At 37.8% G+C, this 22,852-nt stretch carries 24 protein-coding genes; 13 read left to right on the top strand and 11 right to left on the bottom strand.

What is annotated here, in order from left to right; translation table 11 throughout:
• Positions 1-20 precede the first annotated feature (20 nt).
• The 5 genes from CWD91_RS17860 to CWD91_RS17880 all read left to right on the top strand — a co-directional run bounded on the left by CWD91_RS17860 (position 21) and on the right by CWD91_RS17880 (position 6,157).
• Positions 21-1,643 (top strand): beta-N-acetylhexosaminidase, encoded by a 1,623-nt coding sequence (locus CWD91_RS17860; RefSeq protein WP_103442331.1) that lies wholly within the window; start codon positions 21-23, stop codon positions 1,641-1,643.
• A gap of 19 nt (positions 1,644-1,662) precedes the next feature.
• Entirely contained in the window at positions 1,663-2,622 is a 960-nt protein-coding gene (locus CWD91_RS17865) for a M28 family metallopeptidase (protein ID WP_103442332.1), read from the top strand.
• A gap of 45 nt (positions 2,623-2,667) precedes the next feature.
• Positions 2,668-3,807 carry a formylglycine-generating enzyme family protein gene (locus CWD91_RS17870; protein WP_103442333.1) on the top strand — a complete coding sequence of 380 codons (1,140 nt, stop codon included), beginning with the start codon at positions 2,668-2,670 and terminating at the stop codon, positions 3,805-3,807.
• A 167-nt stretch (positions 3,808-3,974) separates the two neighbouring features.
• Positions 3,975-5,105, top strand: a complete 1,131-nt coding sequence (gene galK / locus CWD91_RS17875; protein ID WP_103442334.1) for a galactokinase — start codon at positions 3,975-3,977, stop codon at positions 5,103-5,105.
• A gap of 5 nt (positions 5,106-5,110) precedes the next feature.
• Positions 5,111-6,157 (top strand): UDP-glucose--hexose-1-phosphate uridylyltransferase, encoded by a 1,047-nt coding sequence (locus CWD91_RS17880; protein WP_103442335.1) that lies wholly within the window; start codon positions 5,111-5,113, stop codon positions 6,155-6,157.
• A 63-nt stretch (positions 6,158-6,220) separates the two neighbouring features.
• On the opposite strand, the gene CWD91_RS17885 is transcribed toward CWD91_RS17880, so the two are convergent.
• The 3 genes from CWD91_RS17885 to CWD91_RS17895 form a co-directional block, all read right to left on the bottom strand.
• On the bottom strand, positions 6,221-6,436 hold the full coding sequence (locus CWD91_RS17885; protein WP_103442336.1) for a hypothetical protein: 216 nt from the start codon (positions 6,434-6,436) through the stop codon (positions 6,221-6,223).
• Between the two features lie 178 nt (positions 6,437-6,614).
• Complete coding sequence (locus CWD91_RS17890; protein WP_103442337.1) at positions 6,615-6,902, bottom strand: chaperone modulator CbpM; 288 nt, start codon at positions 6,900-6,902, stop codon at positions 6,615-6,617.
• A gap of 64 nt (positions 6,903-6,966) precedes the next feature.
• On the bottom strand, positions 6,967-7,860 hold the full coding sequence (locus CWD91_RS17895) for a DnaJ C-terminal domain-containing protein (RefSeq protein ID WP_103442338.1): 894 nt from the start codon (positions 7,858-7,860) through the stop codon (positions 6,967-6,969).
• A gap of 337 nt (positions 7,861-8,197) precedes the next feature.
• Here CWD91_RS17895 and CWD91_RS17900 point away from each other — a divergent pair, with 337 nt between their 5' ends.
• Both CWD91_RS17900 and trxB read left to right on the top strand, forming a co-directional pair.
• Positions 8,198-9,037 carry a universal stress protein gene (locus CWD91_RS17900; RefSeq protein WP_103442339.1) on the top strand — a complete coding sequence of 280 codons (840 nt, stop codon included), beginning with the start codon at positions 8,198-8,200 and terminating at the stop codon, positions 9,035-9,037.
• A gap of 381 nt (positions 9,038-9,418) precedes the next feature.
• Positions 9,419-10,381, top strand: a complete 963-nt coding sequence (gene trxB, locus CWD91_RS17905) for a thioredoxin-disulfide reductase (RefSeq protein WP_103442372.1) — start codon at positions 9,419-9,421, stop codon at positions 10,379-10,381.
• 162 nt (positions 10,382-10,543) lie between these two features.
• Here the strand turns inward: trxB and CWD91_RS17910 are convergent, their stop codons facing one another.
• The 7 genes from CWD91_RS17910 to CWD91_RS17940 all read right to left on the bottom strand — a co-directional run bounded on the left by CWD91_RS17910 (position 10,544) and on the right by CWD91_RS17940 (position 17,098).
• Entirely contained in the window at positions 10,544-10,990 is a 447-nt protein-coding gene (locus tag CWD91_RS17910; RefSeq protein ID WP_103442340.1) for a hypothetical protein, read from the bottom strand.
• Positions 10,991-11,334: 344 nt separating this feature from the next.
• On the bottom strand, positions 11,335-12,396 hold the full coding sequence (locus CWD91_RS17915; RefSeq protein ID WP_103442341.1) for an aminotransferase class I/II-fold pyridoxal phosphate-dependent enzyme: 1,062 nt from the start codon (positions 12,394-12,396) through the stop codon (positions 11,335-11,337).
• On the bottom strand, positions 12,396-13,406 hold the full coding sequence (locus CWD91_RS17920; protein ID WP_103442342.1) for a dipeptide epimerase: 1,011 nt from the start codon (positions 13,404-13,406) through the stop codon (positions 12,396-12,398). Before CWD91_RS17920 ends, CWD91_RS17915 begins: the two co-directional genes overlap by 1 nt.
• Positions 13,407-13,529: 123 nt before the next feature.
• Positions 13,530-14,255: a head GIN domain-containing protein gene (locus CWD91_RS17925; protein ID WP_103442343.1), complete on the bottom strand. Its 726-nt coding sequence runs from the start codon at positions 14,253-14,255 to the stop codon at positions 13,530-13,532.
• 144 nt (positions 14,256-14,399) lie between these two features.
• Positions 14,400-16,157 carry a PspC domain-containing protein gene (locus CWD91_RS17930; RefSeq protein WP_103442344.1) on the bottom strand — a complete coding sequence of 586 codons (1,758 nt, stop codon included), beginning with the start codon at positions 16,155-16,157 and terminating at the stop codon, positions 14,400-14,402.
• A 3-nt stretch (positions 16,158-16,160) separates the two neighbouring features.
• Positions 16,161-16,496 carry a PadR family transcriptional regulator gene (locus tag CWD91_RS17935; protein ID WP_103442345.1) on the bottom strand — a complete coding sequence of 112 codons (336 nt, stop codon included), beginning with the start codon at positions 16,494-16,496 and terminating at the stop codon, positions 16,161-16,163.
• Positions 16,497-16,621: 125 nt separating this feature from the next.
• Positions 16,622-17,098, bottom strand: coding sequence for a DUF4870 domain-containing protein (locus CWD91_RS17940; RefSeq protein ID WP_103442346.1), 477 nt, complete (start codon positions 17,096-17,098; stop codon positions 16,622-16,624).
• A 267-nt stretch (positions 17,099-17,365) separates the two neighbouring features.
• Between CWD91_RS17940 and CWD91_RS17945 the strand changes: the two genes are divergently transcribed.
• From CWD91_RS17945 to CWD91_RS17965, 5 genes are all read left to right on the top strand, one after another.
• Positions 17,366-17,821 (top strand): DUF4442 domain-containing protein, encoded by a 456-nt coding sequence (locus CWD91_RS17945; protein ID WP_103442347.1) that lies wholly within the window; start codon positions 17,366-17,368, stop codon positions 17,819-17,821.
• A 300-nt stretch (positions 17,822-18,121) separates the two neighbouring features.
• On the top strand, positions 18,122-18,919 hold the full coding sequence (locus CWD91_RS17950) for a TIGR00266 family protein (protein WP_103442348.1): 798 nt from the start codon (positions 18,122-18,124) through the stop codon (positions 18,917-18,919).
• 48 nt (positions 18,920-18,967) lie between these two features.
• On the top strand, positions 18,968-19,621 hold the full coding sequence (locus CWD91_RS17955; protein WP_103442349.1) for a DUF2461 domain-containing protein: 654 nt from the start codon (positions 18,968-18,970) through the stop codon (positions 19,619-19,621).
• Positions 19,622-20,023: 402 nt separating this feature from the next.
• Positions 20,024-20,611, top strand: a complete 588-nt coding sequence (gene nudK, locus CWD91_RS17960; RefSeq protein WP_103442350.1) for a GDP-mannose pyrophosphatase NudK — start codon at positions 20,024-20,026, stop codon at positions 20,609-20,611.
• An 18-nt stretch (positions 20,612-20,629) separates the two neighbouring features.
• Positions 20,630-21,082: a peptide-methionine (S)-S-oxide reductase gene (locus CWD91_RS17965; protein WP_239985844.1), complete on the top strand. Its 453-nt coding sequence runs from the start codon at positions 20,630-20,632 to the stop codon at positions 21,080-21,082.
• A 51-nt stretch (positions 21,083-21,133) separates the two neighbouring features.
• Here CWD91_RS17965 and CWD91_RS17970 read toward each other — a convergent pair whose 3' ends face one another.
• The gene (locus CWD91_RS17970) at positions 21,134-22,447 is read right to left on the bottom strand and encodes a D-alanyl-D-alanine carboxypeptidase/D-alanyl-D-alanine-endopeptidase (protein ID WP_239985846.1); all 1,314 of its coding nucleotides are present in this window, start codon (positions 22,445-22,447) and stop codon (positions 21,134-21,136) included.
• A 102-nt stretch (positions 22,448-22,549) separates the two neighbouring features.
• Here CWD91_RS17970 and CWD91_RS17975 point away from each other — a divergent pair, with 102 nt between their 5' ends.
• A complete protein-coding gene (locus CWD91_RS17975) occupies positions 22,550-22,747 on the top strand; it encodes a hypothetical protein (protein WP_103442351.1) in 198 nt (65 codons plus the stop codon).
• Positions 22,748-22,852 lie beyond the last annotated feature (105 nt).

Genomic DNA, 22,852 nt, shown 5'->3' on the forward strand with positions numbered 1-22,852 from the left:
TATTTATCTATAAATGGATTATGAAGAACACTAGGATTATTTTACCACTCGTTTTACTATTGGCGATATTTGGCAATGGCCAGACTACGGGAATTATTCCGCAGCCATTACAGGTGGTTGCTGAAGAGGGCAAGTATACGATTACACCAAGTACAATAATTATAGCTGACAGCGCCAATAAGGAAAATGCGGACTATCTGCAAGAATTATTGAAAGTTGAGCATCAGAAAGAACTGAAAATTAAAAGGAGGGGGGGTAAGGGAATTATACTTAACCATAACCCACAATTGACCCAGAAATTAGGTGAAGAAGGTTATACCTTAATGGTAGACAACAGTTCCATATCCATTTCGGCAGGAACAACTACTGGTGTTTTTTATGGTATAATGTCACTTAGGCAGTTATTGGGGATAGATAATGTTAACAAGAAGGAGAAATTATCGATTGCAGGGATAAGTATCGAAGATAGTCCGCGATTTAAGTGGCGGGCTTTTATGCTGGATGAGGGGCGCTATTTCAAGGGAACTGAGCAGGTAAAGAAACTCTTGGATGAGATGGCACTTCTAAAGATGAACGTATTCCATTGGCATTTGACAGATGACCAAGGGTGGCGATTGGAAATAAAAAAGTATCCAAAATTGACCCAGTTGGGATCCACTAGGAGCAATTCCCAGATTGGGGGCTGGGATAGTGAGGAACGATCCAACACCCCCCATTCCGGATATTATACACAGGAACAGGTTAAGGAAATTATTGCTTACGCCAAAGAAAGGCAAATTACGATTATCCCAGAAATTGAAATGCCCGGGCATGCATCTGCAGCTATCGCCGCATATCCTTGGTTGGGAACTATTGGGGAACTTAAAGCGGTGCCTACCGTTTTTGGGAAGCTTCCGGATTCCTTTAATGTGTCCGATCCACGGGTGTACGAATTTCTTGAAAACGTACTTAAAGAAGTCATGGAGTTATTTCCCAGTAATATAATCCATATTGGCGGTGATGAAGTAAAATTTGATTCCTGGAAATCTTCGGAGGAAATCCAGAATTATATGAATAAAAATGGATTGGCATCTCCGGCGGACCTGCATGTTTTCTTTACGAATAGAATTTCAAACTACCTAAATAAAAATGGGCATCGAATGATGGGATGGAATGAAATTTTAGGGGAAAATGTTCATGAATGGCAGGACGCTTCGGATATGGAGGTCAAAGAAAATTTGGCCCAAAATACCTTAGTTCATTTTTGGAAAGGCAATTTGGATTTGGTCTCAAAAGCAGTACAAGATGGATATGAAATAGTAAATTCTCACCATGAATATTCTTATTTGGACTATTCCTTTAAATCTATCCCCTTGGAAAAAGCCTATAGTTTCGACCCAATTCCTGAAGGATTGGCTGAAAGCTTTCAACATAAAATTATAGGAAGCGGCTGTCAAATGTGGGGGGAATGGATTCCTGAAGCAATTGATATGGACCGAATGATTTTCCCTAGGATAGCAGCTTATGCAGAGGTGGGTTGGACATCCAAAACCAGAAAAGATTATGGCGTTTTCCGTTCCAATTTGGACAGATTGTTGAGTAGATGGAGAAGTCAAGGCATAAGTTTACCAGCGAAATTTGAAAAAGTAAATTTTGAAGAATAGAAGTAAAGGACATCATTATATGAAATTAATTATTGCCATTTTCTTACTGGGTAGTTGGTTCAATATTTGCATTGGGCAGGAAGATGTAACTACCGATGAACTTAAAGAACATATTACCTATTTAACCTCTGACAAAAATTCTGGTCGTTATCCGGGAGGAAAGGTCAATAAAAGGATTGTAAACTATATTAAAAATGATTTTAAGAAATCCAATATTCCTTCCTATTTGAAATCCTATAAACAACCTTTTATGGCCCAATTAAGGGTGAAGAAAGGGTTGATGCCCAAAAAGGCAGTTAAAACTTGGAATGTTATAGGTGTTATTGAGGGAAATGATCCCAATTTAAAAAATGAATTTGTTGTACTTGGAGCCCATTACGACCATTTAGGCCTGGGCGGTGGTCCCTCTACTAAATCCGAAAGGATTGGAATCCATCATGGTGCAGACGATAATGCCAGTGGCACTTCGGCCTTGTTGGAAATAGGGGAGAAATTATGGGCGCATAAGGCAGAGTTAAAAAGAAGTGTTTTATTGGTTGCCTTTGGAGCCGAGGAACAAGGGCTTTTGGGCAGTAAATATTTTGCGGATAATCCGGTTGTACCCTTATCCAACATTAAGCTTATGATAAACATGGATATGGTAGGTAGGTTAAACGAAGCCAAACAGGTTTATATGGGGGGAGCGGGAACCTTTCCAGGGGGAGTGGAATTGATGAAGGAATTGGGACCACCTTTGGGGTTGTCACCTGTAGTCCACGCGGGATCGGTGGGAGGTTCAGACCATGTCTCTTTCTATAAAAAGAATATTTCAGTTCTAGGAATCCATACGGGGGGGCATCCACAATATCACACCCCGGAAGATACGTTAGAACTTATTAATTTTGAAGGTCAGAAACAGGTCTGTGACTATATATTCAATGCGATTATGAAAGTGGCTTCTACAATTTATGATATGAAATTTATTCCACAAAGGGAATAGAATGATTTTCGTTCTTTACATTTGCAGAATCATAAATAAATTGGAATGCAATATTATAAGATATTATGTGCCCTTCTTTTGGTGGGTTTGTTAATTCAATGTAAAGAGGATAAAAAGTCAACTGACGAAAAAGAGGTTGATGCCCCTATGACAGAGGTTTTGGAATCCAAAATTGACACCACCCCTATTTTAGTGGAAAAACCAGAAAATATTGAGGTTCCGGGAGGAATGGTGTGGATTCCTGGAGGGGAATTTACACAAGGGGCAGTACCCCAGGATAAGATGGCCATGGATCATGAAAAGCCGGCACACAAGGTAAAGGTCGATGGTTTTTTTATGGATGTTACAGAGGTAACCAATGCGCAATTCGCAAAATTCGTAAAGGAAACAGGATATATTACTATTGCCGAGCGGGCCATAGATTGGGAGGAAATGAAGACGCAAGTACCTGAAGGAACCCCTAAACCGCACGATTCTATTTTACAACCTGGGTCATTGACGTTCAAGAAGACTAAGACTTCAGTTCCCAACCTATATGATTTTTCGCAATGGTGGAACTGGACCATTGGAGCAAATTGGAAGCAACCTAACGGCCCAGGAAGTTCAATAAAGGGCAAAGATAACGACCCTGTGGTGCAAGTGGCCTATGAAGATGCCTTGGCATATTGCCAATGGGCTGGAAGAAGATTACCCACGGAGGCAGAATGGGAAAGAGCCGCAAGGGGCAATAAGGCGGAAAGTATTTATTTCTGGGGTGATGACGATTCTGTGTTATCCCAAATGGCAAATACATGGGAAGGAGAATTTCCTGTGAACAATAGCATAGCTGACGGTTTTGAACAGCGTGCTAGGGTTAAGTCTTACCCTCCAAATGAGTTTGGACTGTATGATATGGCCGGTAATGTTTGGGAATGGACGAGTGATTGGTACAATACAAATTATTATAATGAATTAAATGCAATAAACGGTGCTGTTGTAAATCCTCAGGGGGCAACCAATCCTTATAATCCAAATATGCCCTACGCTAGGGAGAAAGTAATGAGAGGGGGGTCTTTTCTTTGCAATGCTTCTTACTGCGCCAGTTATAGGATATCCGCCAGAATGGCTTCCAGTCTGGATTCCTCATTGGAACATCTTGGATTTAGGACCGTAGCAACGGTATCTATGCTTAAAGAAGGGAAATAACACCTATTTCAATTTTTATTTATACGATCCTTCAGGCTATTCTGAGGGATTTTTTTTGGATTATTTTCCAATTGTGCCATGAAAGGTATGGGTTTCACCTATAAATGTAAATTTTACATTTATAAATTATTTTTGCTATATTTGTAATCTTAATAACATTTCAATTTATGTCTTTTCCAGAAAAATTTATCCCAGAGCTTGTTGTTGAATCCCCAGGACGGATCAATTTAATAGGGGAGCATACGGACTATAACCTTGGTTATGTATTGCCTACGGCCATTGAAAAAAAAATCACCTTTAAATTCAAAAAGAATAATTCAAAAACAGAATGTAATCTTTATAGTTTGGGATACAATACTGGTTTTACCCTGTCTTTGGATAAAATAGTCAAAAGCAATGTAGAATGGGAAAATTACATTCTTGGTGTATTAAATGAGATATTACAAAGGACCGATAAATTAAGAGGTTTTGACTGTACCATCGAAAGTAAATTGCCCATGGGCTCCGGACTAAGTTCTTCTGCAGCCTTGGAATGTGGACTTGCTTATGGTCTAAATGAGCTGTTTGATCTTGGTCTTTCCAAAATGGATATTGTGCTACTTTCTCAAAAAGCGGAACAAACCTTTGTAGGAACACAATGTGGTATCATGGATCAATTTGCCTCCGTAATGAGCGAAAAAGGACACGTGATCTTGTTGGATTGCCAATCTTTGGAACATCAACAGATTCCTATTCAAATAGATCCTTATAAAATGATAATGCTCAATACCAAAGTCTCCCATAATTTGGCATCAAGCGAATACAATACCAGGAAAAGGGAATGCGAGGAGGGAGTTGCTATTCTACAAGGACACTATCCCGAAGTAACTTCTTTGAGGAATGCCAAATGCGAAATGCTGGAAGTCTGTAAAAGTGAAATGAGTACCACTATTTATAAAAGATGTTCATTTATCATCAATGAAAATGAAAGGGTATTGACAACCGCAAAAGCATTAAGGGATAATGATTTAAAACTATTTGGTGCGCTTTTATATGAGGCTCATGACGGAATTAGTAAATCTTACGAAGTGAGCTGCCCGGAATCGGATTTCTTGGTCGATTTTTCCAAGCAATACGAAGCTGTATTAGGGGCAAGACAAACCGGGGGTGGATTTGGAGGCTGTACCTTAAATATTGTACATGAGGACATGGTGGATGATTTTGTACAAGCAGCCACCAAGGCATACAAGGCAGCTTTTAATATAGAATTGGATGCATTTGAGGTAAAACCAAGTGCAGGAACCTACATACAAAATTAATCGCAATGGCAAATAATTTTAATAACAACCCACATAGAAGATTAAATATCCTAACAGGAGAATGGATTTTGGTATCTCCACATAGAACCAAAAGGCCCTGGCAGGGAAAGACCGAAAAAAGTGCTTCTACGGACCTGCCCGTTTACGACCCTACCTGCTATCTATGTCCGACCAACGAAAGAATGGGAGGAGAGCTTAATCCCAGTTACGAAAGGCCATATTCTTTTGTCAATGACTTTTCGGCACTACTGCCGGATGTTGCAGAAGAAACCTTCGAAAATGGTCTGCTTTATGCGGAAGCGGAATCCGGTATTTGCAAGGTCGTTTGTTTTTCTCCGAACCATGCCCTGACATTACCTTTAATGTCTTTATCGGATATTACAGATGTAATTTCCCTTTGGCAGAAGGAATATAGGGAATTGGGGACTAATGAAGCCATCAACTATGTTCAGATTTTCGAAAATAAAGGTGGTATAATGGGATGTAGTAACCCCCATCCACATGGACAAATTTGGGCACAAAATAATATACCACAGGAGGTACAAAAGAAAATAGGTAATCTAAAGGCCTATTGGGAAAAGAACAAAAGAAGTATTTTAGAGGATTATATTGAACAGGAATTGAAGTTGGATGAACGCATAATAGTTGAAAATGAGCATTTTGTAGCGCTGATTCCTTATTGGGCGGTTTGGCCTTATGAGACTATGATCCTTCCCAAAAGAAAATTGGCACATATCGGTTTGCTTTCAGAAAGCGAAAAGCGTTCCTACGCTGAAATACTGAAACAGCTTACCATTAAGTACGATAATATATTCAACACCTCTTTTCCATATTCTGCAGGCATACATCAGGCGCCAACAGATGGAAAGGACCATCCGGAATGGCATTTTCATATGTCGTTTTATCCGCCTTTACTACGATCGGCAACTGTAAAAAAGTTTATGGTAGGTTATGAGATGTTTGCCAATCCACAACGCGACATTACTGCCGAACAAGCAGCGGAAACTATGAAGTCGTTACCTAACGCACATTATAGTCTGTTGGAAGAATAGATACGCGGATTAATTTTAATTTCGAAATATAGAAGAGTCTTGTTGCTTTTAGCAGGAATGGGCTTAGAGTAAGGGAGTGTTTTGAAGGGAATATCCAACTCGGCCAAGTTCTTTTTTGGCCTTGTCCAACACAAAGGGGTTATTATATACTAGGGAGATTGTTTTGTTAATAATATCAATGTCCAAAATTCTTAAATCCAAAATCCGGCTAAGATTTCTTGTTATAATACTTTTATTTTCTTCAGAAATAAATTGTTCAACTTTAATCAGTGTTGTCATGGCATCAGGGATTGGGATTACCTATTTCAAATTTAGGGATCCAACACATTATGTAAAATGATTTAAATCAGTTGAGCTATTTATTTTCCAATTCATTTTTTTGAACTCTTAGGGATTTAGGGAAATTTATATTGCGTTTGCTATCGGATTGAAACTTGCTCCATCTGTGGTCTTGGTCTTATTCATAAAGGTCCAGCCTGTTTTTGAGATGGGTAATTTCATCCTGCATTTTTTCAATTTTGTTAAGAAGTTGGGTAATAACGGCTATGCCTTCCAAATTGATATCCAGATCGGAATAGAGCCTAATTATTTTTTCCGCTTTGGGCAATTGTTGAATGGGGAGATAACGTACATTTTCTTTAATAATAACATCTACCAGGCCATATTCATAAAGTTCCATCACGAAATGTGTTTCAATATTATGACTTAAACAGAAGTCGGTAATTAATATATAATCCTTTTCCATGCGATTAAATTTTGGATAGGGAATACTTAATGCCTAAGGCAAGTTTCTCTATCCGTATACATTATTATTTTCTTAGCTCTGCCAGTTCCTTAAATAAATCTTTTTCCTTTTGCGTTAAATTGGTAGGGGTAACAAGGTTATAGGTAATATATAGATTTCCATAGGCATCATTTTTTTTGTACACGGGGAAGCCCTTGCCTTTTAATTTTATTTTGGTGCCGTTCTGCGTTTCTGGTTTAACTTTTAGTTTTACTTGTCCGTCAAAAGTATTCACCATTATTTCACCTCCCAATAAGGCAGTATATAAGTCTAGGTTTACAGAAGTATACAAATCGTTACCATCCCTTTTAAAGGGAGTATCGTTTATGATTCCAAAGGTAATATATAGGTCGCCATTGGGCCCTCCTTGGTGACCAGGTCCCCCATGTCCGCTAATTTTTATGGTTTGCCCATTTTCGATTCCCGCAGGGACCGTAATCCTGATATTCTTACCATTTACATTTAGCGTCTGCTTGTGGGTCTTAAAAACATCACTTATATGTAATTTTAATTCAGCATTTAGATCCTGACCTCGAAAACGTGCCTGACCTCTTCCGGAAAAACTACTGGAACCTCCAAACATAGATTCGAAAAAATCCGAGAAATCCTGTTCTCCATATTTTTGTGCAGTACTTCTCCTGCCTCTACTGTAATTGGAGCCCTGTGATGATTGTGCCTTTTCAAATTCTTCTGCATGCTGCCAATCCTTGCCGTACTTATCGTATTTTTTACGCTTTTCAGGGTCGGCCAATACTTCGTTGGCTTCATTAATTTCCTTAAATTTCTTTTCAGCCTCTTTATCGTTTGGATTAACATCCGGATGGTGTTTTCGGGCCAATTTACGGTACGCTTTTTTGATGTCGCTTTGGCTGGCACCTTTGTCCAAGCCCAATATTTTGTAATAGTCTATAAAATTCACCTGTCCGTTATTTATACTTTACACTTAAGTGTTTGTTCAACCGATCTTATAAAAAGCATTTTCATTTGAAATGCTTACTTCTCCAATTTCGAAAATTCCAATGGGACCAGTTGCATGTGGCAAAATTATTTAAAACGATCGTTGATTCAACTGATGAAAATCATATCACGTTCCATATTATTCCTTAAATTTAATAGAAACTTATGTAAAAGTGACAATGAATAATATCTGTATTAAGATAATCATTAATTCATTCCAAAGTGGATTTTAAGGATGTATGAATTAGAGGTTAAAACCTATATACAATTGTACTTTTTATGCACTTAAAAATATTCAAATGAAAAAAATATTAATACCCACAGATTTTTCGGATAATGCCTACGGGGCAATTTCCTATGCGGTACGTTTGCTTAAGAGTGAGAATTGTACTTTTTATCTGCTGCATACCTATACACCGGCCATTTATCAGTCAGAATATTTATTACATAGTCCTGGACAATTGGGATTGGGAGACATCTACCGTACAGATTCTGAAAAAAGATTGGAGGAGTTAAAATTGAAAATCGTAGCAAGTCATAATAACCCAAAACATAATTTTATAACCTATAGTGCTTTCAGTGTACTGATGGAGGCCATAGATGAACTTGTGGAAAGAAAGGAAATAGACCTTATAATTATGGGAACCCAAGGTGCTACGGGAGCAAAGGAAATATTTTTGGGCAGTAGTACTGTACATACCATTAAAAGGGCTAAATGTCCAGTATTGGCCATTCCTTATGATTATAATTTCGAGATTCCCAAAAACATCCTATTTCCAACAGACTATGAAATTGATTATAGTTCCGCTCTACTCAAGGAAGTATTGTTTATTTCCGCCATCCATAAATCTACCATGGATATTATGCATGTCTGTACCAGTTATGAACTTAACGAAAAGGAGGAAAGTAACAAGAGGAAATTGGCTGATTTACTTTCGGAAGCTAAACATAAGTTTCATGAACTTCCAGATCAGGGAATCATTGAGGCAATCAATAGTATTCAATCGGAACAGCATGCACAAATGCTGGTAATGGTAAAGAATAAGCATAGTTTTCTCGAAAATCTCTTTCTAAAACCGGTCATAAACCAAATTGGATTCCATACTACCATACCGTTCTTGGTATTGCCTTATCATTAAAGGGTATAGTTATATTGGTGCTTAACCCATGGGTGTTATTGTATACTCAATGGGTTTTGGCTTAATTTATTTACCGGTATAAGAAAGAAGGCCAAAATCCAATAATTTATAAAATTAGACTTTAAAAGTCGATGCTTTGCATCGAGACTCTGGCTTGAAAATTTGTGTACAATAATGTTGAGAGCCCGTTATTGGATGTCCAAAGGAGTTGGGTGAAGGAAGAATTTCCATTTTTACAGCAAAAACACAACATTAAGTCAGATGGTTTAACAGTCCATAGTTTAAGCCACTTCATTTATAATAACTTTTTATAACTTTTGATGTAAGTTTTTTATTGAAAATCCTACTTTTGTTTTCTAATTAGTAATGAAGACTTTGATTATGGCAGAAAAAATAGAACGTTTAAAAACGTTGATTATTGGTTCGGGACCTGCAGGCTATACTGCAGCAATATATGCGGCTAGGGCAGATTTAAAACCTGTTTTGTATACAGGAATGGAACCAGGCGGACAATTGACCACTACAACGGAGGTCGATAACTTTCCGGGTTATCCAGATGGAGTGGACGGCCCCACGATGATGATTCAATTACAAAAGCAGGCCGAAAGATTTGGTACCGAGGTACGCATTGGTATGGCTACTGCTGTGGATTTCAGTGATGAAGTAGGTGGCATCCATAAGGTTACCATAGACGACAATAAGATTATAGAGGCAGAAACAGTAATTATTTCTACAGGTGCTACAGCAAAGTATTTGGGTATTCCCAGTGAGCAAAAATTACGTGGCGGAGGAGTATCTGCATGTGCGGTATGTGACGGATTCTTTTATAAAGGACAGGATGTAGCCATTGTTGGGGCAGGGGATACTGCCGCTGAAGAGGCGTCCTATTTGGCCAATATTTGTAAAAAGGTTACTATGTTGGTAAGAAGGGATGAAATGCGCGCTTCAAAAGCAATGCAACATAGGGTGAACAGCTTGGACAATATTGAAATTCGTTACAATACCGAAGTGGACACCGTTTTGGGAGATCAAGTAGTAGAAGGATTAAGAATGGTCAACAATGTCACTGGAGAAAAAGAGGATATTGCCATTACAGGACTTTTTATTGCCATTGGTCACAAACCAAATACGGATATTTTTAAGGGACAATTGGAAATGGATGAAACAGGGTATTTAATTACCCAAGGCAAATCTACCAAAACAAGTAAGCCAGGAGTTTTTGCTAGTGGCGATGTTCAGGACAAAGAATATAGACAGGCGGTTACAGCTGCTGGTACAGGTTGTATGGCTGCCTTGGACGCTGAAAGATATTTAGCTACCATTGAAACCCATCAGGAAGCTTAGTCCAAAATCATTTATAGGGTATTTCTCAATGCTCACCTCCAAATTAGTTGAGGGGAAACAAAAACAATCTGTATTTGGAATTCTTATCCAGCTACAGATTGTTTTTTATTTGGTATATACCAAATATCTAAGATCCTTTATTGAAATAGTTGCAATACAATATTAGTTTAGACGCTTATAGTTTTCTGAATTAATGCGATTTCCATCCGCATCAGTAAAGATTTGGCTGTATTTATCACCTTCCAATTGGAGTTCCATATGCCATTCCATATTTTCATTGGCAACTTTTCTCATTGATGATGACATGTATTCCAATTTTTCTGTCAAGGTACTATCTGTTGCCACATAGGAGCCGTACCCAAACCATTCAATAGAGTCTTTAGGAACATAACGCGTCCACATTACCTTTCCATTATAATACATTTTAATTTGACGGTAGCCATCTGTTGGCGGTATGGTTTTAACCACATCGTTACCATCGTAATTGTTAAAACTTACTAATTCCCATGTACCTTCAAGAGTATTGGGGTTTTGAATTTTTGTAGATGCAATTTGGGTGGCGGACACCAAAAATAGCATCAAGAAAACTATTCCAAGTATTTTTTTCATGATTATATTATTTATGAGTTTAGATACTAATAAGTTACAACTTTTTTGGATTATTAACATCTTAAACCAAGCTTATGTTAAAAAAGAATCAAATAAAAATGATTTTGGATTCTAATTTTGTGACAAATACTTACAGAACAGGGTGTTTTTTAAAAAATTCACATTTGGTTAGTTCGATGTTCTGTTTTTACCTGTTTTTATGAATAATTAAACCAGTGAAGAATTCATGATCAAATTGTTTTTAAATTCCTTTTCAATGTATTTAACTCATATTAAAGTAGATTGAATGTGCGAACGACCATTGTGAATTTCATGGAAAGTTGTGAAGGATGGCCGATTCTCTTTTAGAAATATGAGTTTAAAAGATTGCACAATAAAAGGATATCATCCTTTGTGTGATGTGCGCTGATCACGATTCTGCTCATAAGAGTGGATTCTTCATCTGGGTATCTAAAACTGGTCACCACTATATTTTGGTCCTTCAGATATTTGGTGAGTTCCTCATCATTAAAACTAAAGGCAGGATGTTCTTCCATAAACTTAAACTTATCCAACGCTTTTATTTTGGACCTGAATAAGCCAATATTATTTTTTAGGATATTCCTTTTTTCTTTGAAAATTTCACTGCCATCAATAATGCTGGCCATGGCAGCAGGTGCAGCCGGACTTGCACCTCCAAAGAACGGAGTGTCCGCCAATTGTTCCATACGGATTCTAGATCCAAAAATGGCACCTGCCTGTATCCCAAAACCCTTTCCCAATGAGCAACAAACGATCAATTCCTTTGGATTTAAACCCTGTATAATGCGAAAAACACCACCCCCATTGTTACCGACAATTCCAATTCCGTGAGAATCATCTACTACTAGAATGATATTTTCCAATGGCAGCATTTTTAATCCCTCAAAATATGGATAGTTAGATCCGGAAAAATCTAAGGCATCCAAAAACACCACTGGTGTGGTTTCTTGATCGGCTTCCAAATGACCCCTGACGGCTATATTCAAGGCGGTGAACGTTACGTAAGGTTTAAGTTTGGATATGCCAGGATTTGAGGAATAGAGTGCGGAATGGGTATTTGGGGCATAGAATAGCCTATATGCCTTGGAATCCATAGTTTGTCTCACGAGTTGTCCTGCCAAATATCCGGATGATAAGCTGATACAGGCCGGGCTTCCTACTAACCGGGATAAATGTTGTTCGGCCTCCTTATAAATAGAAATTCGGATATTGGATTTTCTGGAAGCTCCGTAATTTGTACCATATTTCCTTATATTGGATATATAGATTTCCTGAAAAGTTTCATCCGTCTGTAGTCCTAGATAGGAGGTTCCTCCAAAATACAAGTATTTCTTCTGGTCCAGCTCTATTTCCCTGCCCGGGAATCCATCGATATAAAAAGTCATTATCGTAAGCTTATTCCACTTCCACCAAGTGTAGGAAAGATTACTTTTCCATTGTCCTGAATAATAACTCCGTCAGCTATATCCTCTTTTAGTAACATGGCGCCGTCCATATCCACATAATCCAATTGTGGAATTAGTTGGGCTATGGCAGATATGCCCACCGTAGATTCCGTCATACAACCTACCATTACCTTAAGTCCCATTTCCTTGGCCTTCGCAATCATACGTCTTGCCGGGGTGAGTCCACCACATTTGGTCAATTTAATGTTGATGCCCGTAAAATGAAGGCCACATTTTTCCACATCGGATTCCACAATACAGCTTTCATCGGCTATAATGGGCAGAACACTTTCATGCACTACCTTTTCCATGCCTTCCCAATCATCGGCTTTCAGGGGCTGCTCAATAAACTCCACGCCCAATTCCTTTAAATAAGGGGCATTTATGATGGTTTCTTCGGCTGTCCAGGCACAATTGGCATCTACCCTAAAAATAGCATCCGTATGTTTGCGCAATTCCCCTACAATTTCCACGTCCCTGTCAGAGCCAAGTTTAATTTTGTATATGGGCCATGGCATTTCTTTTATCTTAACCACCATTTTTTCAATGGAGTCCAATCCTATGGTATAATTGGTTATTGGGTAAGAACTGTTGTCCGTATTCCATAACTCATACAGAGGCTTAGCTTGTATTTTTCCGTACAAATCATTGGCGGCAAGATCTAATGCGCAAATGGCAAAATTGCTTAGATTTTTTGAAACGAGGAAAGAATGGAATGCTTCCGGTTCCTTAAAATTGAATTGCTCGATCTCCTTTCTAACATTTTCAATCTCTGCCCTCATGGTTTCAAAGGTTATTTTGTAATAGGGGTTGGAAGTTGCCTCTCCATAGCCAGTTTTACCATCAAGTTCCAGGGAAACGACCATAGAATCTTGAAAATCATGGGATTCCCTGGAAATACTGAAAGTGTGTTTTAAGGGAAGTACGTATTTTTTAATCTTTATTTTCATACCACAAATTATAGAACTAATATAAAGAAAGCAGATGTATTGGAAAGTCAAAACCCATTGAAATCTCAATGGGTTTTATTAACATATGTTACATACGGTTGCTACTAGGGCCATGCAGGGAATTTACAAGGCACTGACGGTGCCAGAGCTCGACTTTTTATGTTCTACTTTCGCCGTGCCGGTATAGCGAATATCTCCGCCACTACTAGCCTTTGCCATTAAGGATTCGGATACGTTTACGGTAATTCCCGCACCACTACTGGCCCTGGCTTCACATTTTGCAGTGGTTAAATTCTCTGCTTTAATGCCAGAGCCACTACTGGCATTGCTGTAAAGGGCTTCTGTTTCACCAACCACTTTAATGTCGGCCCCACTACTTGAATCCGCTGTTACTTTTTCTGCCCTTAAATCCTTAATTTGTAAACTGGAACCACTGCTGGCGCTCAAATCAATGTTTTGTGCCCTAATTGCATTTTTGGTAATGAGACTGGCACCACTGGAAGTTTCCAAAGTAGTAATTACTGGTAAGGTTACGTAAACTTTTTTGGTAGCCCTGCCGATATTTTCTATGGCATGAATTCGCAAGGTTCCATTTTTGACATCCGTTCCAATAAGGTCTATTACATTTTCATCGGCTTCAACTACTATATCGAAGTCATTGCCTTGGGTAACATAAACATCCAAGCCCTCCGAGGCTGAAACTGAGGTGAATTCCGAGTTTACGGCACGATGGTCTTCTTCTACAATTCCATTTCCCTTCTTACCGTTTCCAATATTAATATCGAAACCGCAGGAAGAAAACAAAATTGCCAAGATAAGGGTGATGGTAATTCTTGCTAGTGTTGTCATGATTGTTGTTTTTTTTGGCTCGAAATATGCACCAGGGGGGTAGCGCCATTCAAGGATTGATTAATGATGATATTTAATGTTTAATTAAAAATATTAATTAGGTTTCTTTAAACACACTATAAATTACTGAGCTGTTACAAGAGCCTACTGAATTGTATCTTTTTTTATTTCCATTTTTTTACTTTCATTGGTTTTGAACTGAACTCCCTTTTCATCGATTTTTAATTTAAAATTGTCTCCATCTCCTTTTATATCTATGTCTACACCATCTTCATTGATGATAATTTTACCATTATTATCATCATCATCATGGTCTTCCATAATATCTGGACAATCCAAACATTGTAATTCCCCATTTTCATCCATCTGCCATGCGTATTTGGTAATTTCACATCCGTCCATATTTTTATCGTTATTGACTCTAATTATCCAACAGTTTTGAGGGGATTTGTCGAATTTTATTTTTGCACCAATGGGCAGATATAGATATATCCTTACTTCTTGGTCCCTATATTTATTCTCCTTGGCAGTAGTCAAAAAATCGTCAAATATTAAAGTATTGTCTTGAATGGCATAATCATAGTTGATTTTACCCGCAGTCTCTGTGGCGTTTTTAAAAGAATTCCCATTGGAATTTTTACGAATCTCAATTCGCGCTATGGAGTCCCTTGACGTTTTTATGTTGAGACGCACATCTTCCGACAACAGTACTTCTTCACCATTTTCGGTGTAATCCAGTACAACCCCGTTGATACCTATGTCATTGCCGTTATTTCCTAGGTCAGAGGGTTTTATACGGATCTTTATGGGTTGGTCTGGTTGCTGGAATACCAGTTCCTTTTCTACGGAAACATTACCAGTGTAGGCGTGGGCAGCAGCTTGTCTTATCCCGAATACGGTGAGTAGGATTATGGCTATTAACCACAGTCCCAAAAGTGTAAATTTTGCAATATTACCGATCGATTTCAGGTTGTTCACTAAAATCTTAAGGCCTAGGTACATGAGAAAAAAGAAGGGAATTCCTATGGCGAAAAATCCTAATAGGGAGACCAGCCATACCGGGGTATTGGTAGAGTTCACCATATAATAAAAATCTATTCCTGGAAGGTGTATAATATCTAAAATTCCCACTGTAAAAAGACCAACGAATAAGGCAACAATTCCAGACGCACCGATTATGATCAGGATAATCCCAATAAATTTGCCAATGATCTTAAAAAAAAACATGATAATATCGGCAATGGCGTTAAAGAAGCTCTTGCTACTATCTTTTACTTTGGTTCCCACTTTTTCATAGTCCACGTTTTTCACCTTTTCGGCTACGTCATCAAAACCTTCCTTTACTTTTTTTTCAATATTACTTATGTTAACGGCTTCACCGCGCATGTCCAGCTTCTGGGCAGTAGTAACTGCCTCGGGAATTAAAATCCATAATAGACCGTAGATAAAAACAAATCCTCCCCAACTAAATATGGTCAGTAAAATCCATAACAATCGAACCCATAGGGCGTCTATACCAAAATAATGTCCCAAGCCGGCAGATACCCCTCCAATATATTTATTGTCAATGTCCCGATAAAGTTTCCTTACACGTCCTGGGTTTTTGGATGTTTTTGGTTGATCTTCAAAAATATCCTCATCAACCATATAATCTTCTGGTTGTCCCATTATGCTTATAATCTCGTCCACTTCCTTTTCCGTAATTACCTGTCTTTCGTTTTCCATTTTTTCATGGAAGAGTTCGGCAATTCTGGCCTCTATATCCGCTATAATCTCGTCACTACCACTGGTATTGGCGAAAGAACGTTTTATGGCCTCTAAATAGCGTTGAAGTTTCGTATAGGCTACTTCATCTATATGGAAGAATAAATTGGCCAGATTTATATTTATTGTCTTGTTCATTTTTTAGTTGTTTTTTGTTTTGGTTACGAGGTTTGTCGCATTTCTTAATTCATCCCAGGTGGTATCCAGTTCTTTTAGAAAAAGTTTGCCTGTTTCTGTTAAGGTATAGTACTTTCTTGGGGGGCCTGAAGTAGATTCTTCCCAACGATAATTAAGAAGTCCCGCATTTTTTAGTCTTGTTAGCAATGGATAAATGGTACCCTCTACTACTAGCATTTTAGCGTCCTTTAAGGTGTCCAGGATTTCAGAGGTATACTTGTCCTCTCCGTTAAGGACGGAAAGTATACAGTACTCCAGGACTCCTTTGCGCATCTGTGCTTTTGTATTTTCAATATTCATAGTTGCATGATTATAATAATTTGACTGTTCGTTTTTTTGATGACCGCATTCTAGTTTTTTAATTTTTATTGATTTGATGAATAAACTCCGGAATTAGTGTGATGAGTACTAATTTGTATTAAGTCTTATTTTATAAATTGTATACTTATGGGGTATTTAAAATTTTGCCCTTCACTCGTACGAATGGTCGCTATTATGGTATAGACTATATTCACTAAAAAAAGTCCTAACTGCGCAACTCCTGCTATTCCCAAAGGCCAAAGGAGTTTGCCTAATTTTAGTTGGTGAAAATCAAAATTAAATCCATTTAGGTTATTGAACTGTGCAAAACCAAAATCGCCCTGATGTAAAATTTCTGGAATAATTCCAATTAAAAATGGAATAGTGAAAATACCCAGTATAATGGAATACAGTAATAGACTGATCTGAAAATTAAGGGCCTGTTTGCCATTTTGGTCTACGAAACCATAATCTTTCTTGTACGCTGTCCAAAGTATTAATGGTAGCAGAAAATTCCCAAACGGGATAAAGTATTTGGAAAAAGTGGAGGCGTGTATTATAGCCGACAAATTTTTTTCTTGTTTATTTAGAGTTTCAGTCATGGCCTTTTAATTAGTGATCCAAAGTTTTATTATATGTGTTCAATTCTATGATAGAGTAAGAACTAATTTTACGTAGCGTGAGGGTCTAAATTAGGGTCCTTTGCTAAGTGATTTTATAAAGATGTATTGCGACACCTAATAACTTCCTATGCAAATATATATCTAAAAGAAGGTACTATGCAAAACAAAGTACTAAAATTTAACAATAAATTAACATTTAATAGTTCGTACAATTTACATACTTTTGAAGTAAATTAAACAAGACATATGGCATCCGATGCAAGTAAAATTAACATGTTCAGCTTTTTTAAGTTACCCGCCGTTTGGTGGACAGGAGTACGATTAAGGTATATTGATGAAAAAAAAGCCATTGTGACCGTTAGACATAGGTGGATCAATCAAAATCCCTTTAAATCGTTGTTCTGGGCGGTCCAAGGAATGGCAGCGGAATTAACAACCGGAGCCATGGTAATGAACCAGATTAGGGAAAGTGGGAAGAATATTTCGATGCTGGTGGCAAACAATAATGCCAATTTTTCCAAGAAAGCCACCGGTAAAATCACCTTTACCTGTACAGATGGCCATCTTATTTCAGATGCCATAAAGAAAACTATTGCAACAGGTGAGGGACAGACCGTTTGGATGAAATCAGTTGGGGTTAATGAGGAGGGAATTGTAGTTTCCACCTTTAATTTTGAATGGACCCTGAAGGCTAAGGGGTAATGGTCCAATGTGCTAATTTCTTAATGTACCAATGTACCAATGTACCAATGTACCGATGTACCGATGTACCAATGTACCAATGAATCAATGAATCAATGAATCAATGAATCAATGAATCAATGAATCAATGAATCAATGAATCAATGAATCAATGAATCAATGGGATAGTCAATTAATGTTCCATTGTGTTGTCTAAGTAATGGATTAATGAATTAGGGAAGTAGTGAGCCAATGTAACAAAACGGCATTTTTGGTTACCAATAACCCATTAATAAGTATAAAACTAAAAATCTTAAGAAAATGAATGCACACGAAATAGACTATGTGATATATGGTGAGGAAATGCAATATGTTGAAATTGAATTGGATCCGCAGGAAGCCGTTGTGGCCGAAGCTGGCAGTTTTATGATGATGGATTCCGACATTAAGATGGATACAATTTTTGGGGATGGATCCAATCAGGACAACAGTGTCTTAGGGAAATTGTTCTCGGCGGGCAAGCGTTTGCTGACAGGAGAAAGCCTATTTATGACCGCATTTTTAAATATAGGTCAAGGAAAAAAGCAAGTTAGTTTTGCTTCTCCCTATCCTGGAAAAATTATTCCGATAGACCTCACTGAATTTCAAGGAAAATTTATTTGTCAGAAAGATGCCTTTTTATGTGCAGCTAAAGGAGTTTCGGTGGGTATTGAATTTTCAAAAAAACTAGGCCGTGGACTTTTTGGAGGAGAAGGATTTATCATGCAAAAATTGGAAGGAGATGGAATGGCTTTTGTACATGCTGGCGGAACCACTGCCAAAAAAATATTGGGCCCAGGCGAAACCTTAAAAGTGGATACTGGCTGTATTATTGGTTTTACGAAAGATGTGGATTATGACATAGAATTTATTGGGGGGATTAAAAATACCATTTTTGGTGGTGAAGGATTGTTTTACGCCACATTAAGGGGACCTGGCACCGTCTATATTCAGTCATTGCCTTTTAGTCGACTGGCCGGAAGGATCTTGGCATCCCTTCCAAGAGGAGGAAAAGATAAGGGAGAAGGAAGTATTTTAGGTGGCTTGGGTGACCTATTGGATGGAGATAACCGATTTTAGTAAAGCTATAGAACCTTGGTATTACCTATAATAACATCTCCTAAAAAAATGAATTTTACTTCCCTGTTTCAATTTCTGACCGAGCTCAACCAGAACAACTCCAAGGAATGGATGGATCAAAATAGAAAATGGTACAAAGAAGTTAGGGACGATTATATAGGATGGTTAAATGATTTGGATCTTGCGTTGGCCGCCGTAGATAATGAATACTATAGTACGCCAGGCAAAAAAGGGATAAATCGTATCAATAATAATTTGATGTTCCATCCAAATAAACCTACCTACAAGGACCATTTTGGGGCTGGACTGGATAAGGCTCCCAATACGGGTGACTTTTATATTGAGATTGGACTTAGTCAGTCCATGTTGGCCGGTGGAATTTGGAGACCTGACCCCAAAACCTTAAGAAGTATTCGTGAGGCCATTGATTATGACGGAGAAGAACTCAAAAAAATTCTGAACAAAAAATCTTTTAAGGAAACTTTTGGGGAATTGGTAGCGGACGAAACCTTAAAGAAAGCCCCTAAAGGGTTTCCCAATGACCATCCACATATAGATCTATTGCGTAATAAAACCTTTGCTGTAATGCATCCTTTGACCCAAAAGGAAATATTACAAGCTAATTTTATGGAGAAGGTAATTTCAGTTTATTTGGAAATGCTTCCTTTTAGAAGGTATCTCAACAAGGCGGTAACTGTATAAGCTTCGCCTTTAAAAAATTGAATGCCCCTATTTACAGTTAGCTAGTTTTAGTGGCGAGCATTCAGAATTCAGTCAAATGAAGGTTCAAAAATTTAATGATGAAGGACAAATCTTTTCATTAAGAATATTTGTAGTTAAAACCAATCCAGATATTTGAATTGAATATTAGAAACCAAAGGTTCAGCCAAGCATAACTCTGGTTTACGTAATCCCTTAAAACAGTAATGTCATGAGCTAAGTCTCCCTGAAAATGGGACTTATGCCGAAGTGACAAGGCAATTCATTAATCATAAACCAATAGAAAAATTCATCATCAAAACAAGATATAATTTATTCCATACCGTTGGCAAGGGCTTATAAATCCCTAGATTTGTATGAAATTAATAAATAACCTTCCCAAAAGTGAAAAGCAATAAAGTAAAAAACATCAACCGGGAACTATTATCCGATAATTGGTATAAGCTTGAAAAGATAACTTTTGATTATCTAAAAAAGGAGGGTAGCTGGGAAGCCCAATCCAGGGAAGCATATGACAGGGGTAATGGTGCGGCTATCCTATTGTACAACAAAAGGAAGGGGACGGTTATCCTTACAAGGCAGTTTAGAATGCCAACGTACATCAATGGCAACGAGTCAGGCATGATGATAGAAGTGTGTGCCGGACTGTTGGATGGTGACCACCCGGAGGACTGCATCAAAAAGGAGACAGAGGAGGAAACAGGATATAAATTGGATCAGGTGGAAAAGGTATTCGAATCCTATATGTCTCCTGGTTCCGTGACCGAGATCCTGTATTTTTTTATAGGATCTTATGAAGAAAAAATGAAAGTGAGCGATGGTGGCGGAGCAGATTCCGAAACGGAAAATATTGAAGTGTTGGAAATTCCCTTTGACAAAGCACTGGCCATGATGGTTACTGGGGAAATAAAGGATGCAAAAACAATAATGTTACTCCAATATGCTAAAATTCAGGAGTTATTTTCCAATTAGCTTTGCGACTAATCCATTATGGAAACAAATCATAAAATTGCCTTTGGAGGTGGATGCCATTGGTGTACCGAGGCGGTTTACCAGTCCCTGAAGGGAGTTGAAATGGTAGAACAGGGCTTTGTGGCTTCGAAAGGGGAAGAATCTTCCTTTTCCGAAGCTGTAATTGTGCATTACGATCCAAAATCCATCGCCCTCGAAGACTTAATTTTGATACATCTGCATACCCATAAATCGACTTCCAATCACAGTATGCGGAGTAAATATCGGTCTGCTATTTATACTTTTAACCCATTGGATTTTGAAACGTCCAAAGTGGCTTTACAGATTTTTAACGAGCGTTTTACAAAACCTTTGGTGACCAAGGTATTGCCTTTTGGGGATTTTAAGCTCTCGGACGGAGCATTCCAAAATTATTATTTTAACAATCCCCAAAAACCATTTTGCGAGACTCATATTGCCCCAAAAACTTAGTCTCTTGTTGTTGAAATTTGGGAAGCATGTTAATGAAAGTAAGGTCTTGGGTTAATAATTATCCCTGATCATTTCGAAAATGGATTGCATTTGTTGTTTTACCTCCGCGTTGCTCTTTGTAAAATGATTGTTCATAAAACTAAATATCAAGGTCTTTCCTGAACGCGTTATCAAATATCCGCTAAGGCAATAATTATTGCCCAGCGACCCTGTTTTGGCGTAAATATAGGGGATGTTCCCTCCATTGAATTGGTCTTTTAAAGTTCCGGATAGGCCACCAACAGGGAAAAAGTTGAAAAGCCGTTCCCTCGGTATTTCGCGGTACATTTTATTCAGCACATATACCATTGTTTCCGGGGTAAACAGATTGTACCGTGAAAGGCCGGAACCATCCACCCATCGTGGTGGTGGTTTAAGTTCCTGTAAAAAATTATCCAAAACATACTTTCTGGCCTTAGCACTGTTTAAGGTATCTGAAAGGGTGGAGGAACTTAAAATCAATAATTGTTCCGCGAGAAAATTATCACTTAGCTGCATCATTCTTTTGTACACGGAATCTGAAGGAACACTGTACAATATTTGTTTTTCTGTATCGGGCATTTTTTGTACAATATTCACTTTTTTAAGAAGCACCGTTTCCAACAGTTTTTTGGTGAGGGTGCTATCTACTATATAAGGGCTCTCCAAAGTATCCTTTCTATGTGTATCATAATAAAAGGTATTGTTGTTTAATTCCCTATTTATACTATAGTCAATTGGTACTACTTGATCTTGGAAATGGCCTGGTGTAACCTTTAAGTCCTCATAATTGGAAATAGTTACAACATTGCCGTATAAGGGTAAACCGTTTCTTTCAGGACTAAAATATTGGTCATAATCCTCCCATGCCCAACCGGGTGCAAACCTACTATCCTTAAAATTATTCAAGTAGAGTGATATATTATCGTATTCCTGGGCCAATTTTATGGCAGAACTGTCCCCGAAGTAGGGATGTAACAACGAAGGGTCGCCCGTACCCTCCATATAAAGGGTGTCATTTTTAACAACATATTTTAGGGCCGGAATCTTATCCGGTAATGTTTTAAGGGAAGTATATAATGTAATTATTTTGGTATTACTGGCGGGAGTAAAAAGTTTTTGGCTATTAAGGCTATACACGGTATCATTTTTTACTGGGTCATAAACTAAAACACCTTGGAAGTAATTGATGGTTGCATCTGAGCTTAGCTGTTTATTAATTTCTTTGGATAACTTACTGTTGGGAAGTGTTTTACAACCTAAAAAGATTATGGAAAAACAAATAAAAACTAAGGGTTTAAGCATACTTATTTTACAGGAATAGGGCATTGGTAATTGTTCGTTCATCGACTTTAACATCCTTTTATCTATTATTTAACGGAAAGACAGCAATAATATATACCTTTTATTGGTTATCTTAGTCCAAGCAACCTAAAATTATTTTGAAATATGGCAAGAGCTATGTTAGAGTACACTAAAACCGTACTGCAAAAGGTTAGTTTTGATACAAAGTTATTTTGCAAGGAACTAGAAAAAGCAGTAACAAGACTATTACCATTTGAAATAGAAGAACTAAAACTCTGGTTAAAACAATTTATTTTTGACAAGCCGGAACTACAACAAAGCTTACTTTATTTAAAAGCTTAAATACGAGCCACCCTTAAAAGGTGGCTTTTTTTATAGCTTCTTAAGCGTATTGCATGTAGTTATTTTTATAATTGTGTTGTCCCAAAACAACTTTTTTGCTTAATT

The organism is Arenibacter hampyeongensis (genome assembly GCF_002909255.1).
In the GTDB taxonomy this organism is placed as follows: domain Bacteria; phylum Bacteroidota; class Bacteroidia; order Flavobacteriales; family Flavobacteriaceae; genus Arenibacter; species Arenibacter hampyeongensis.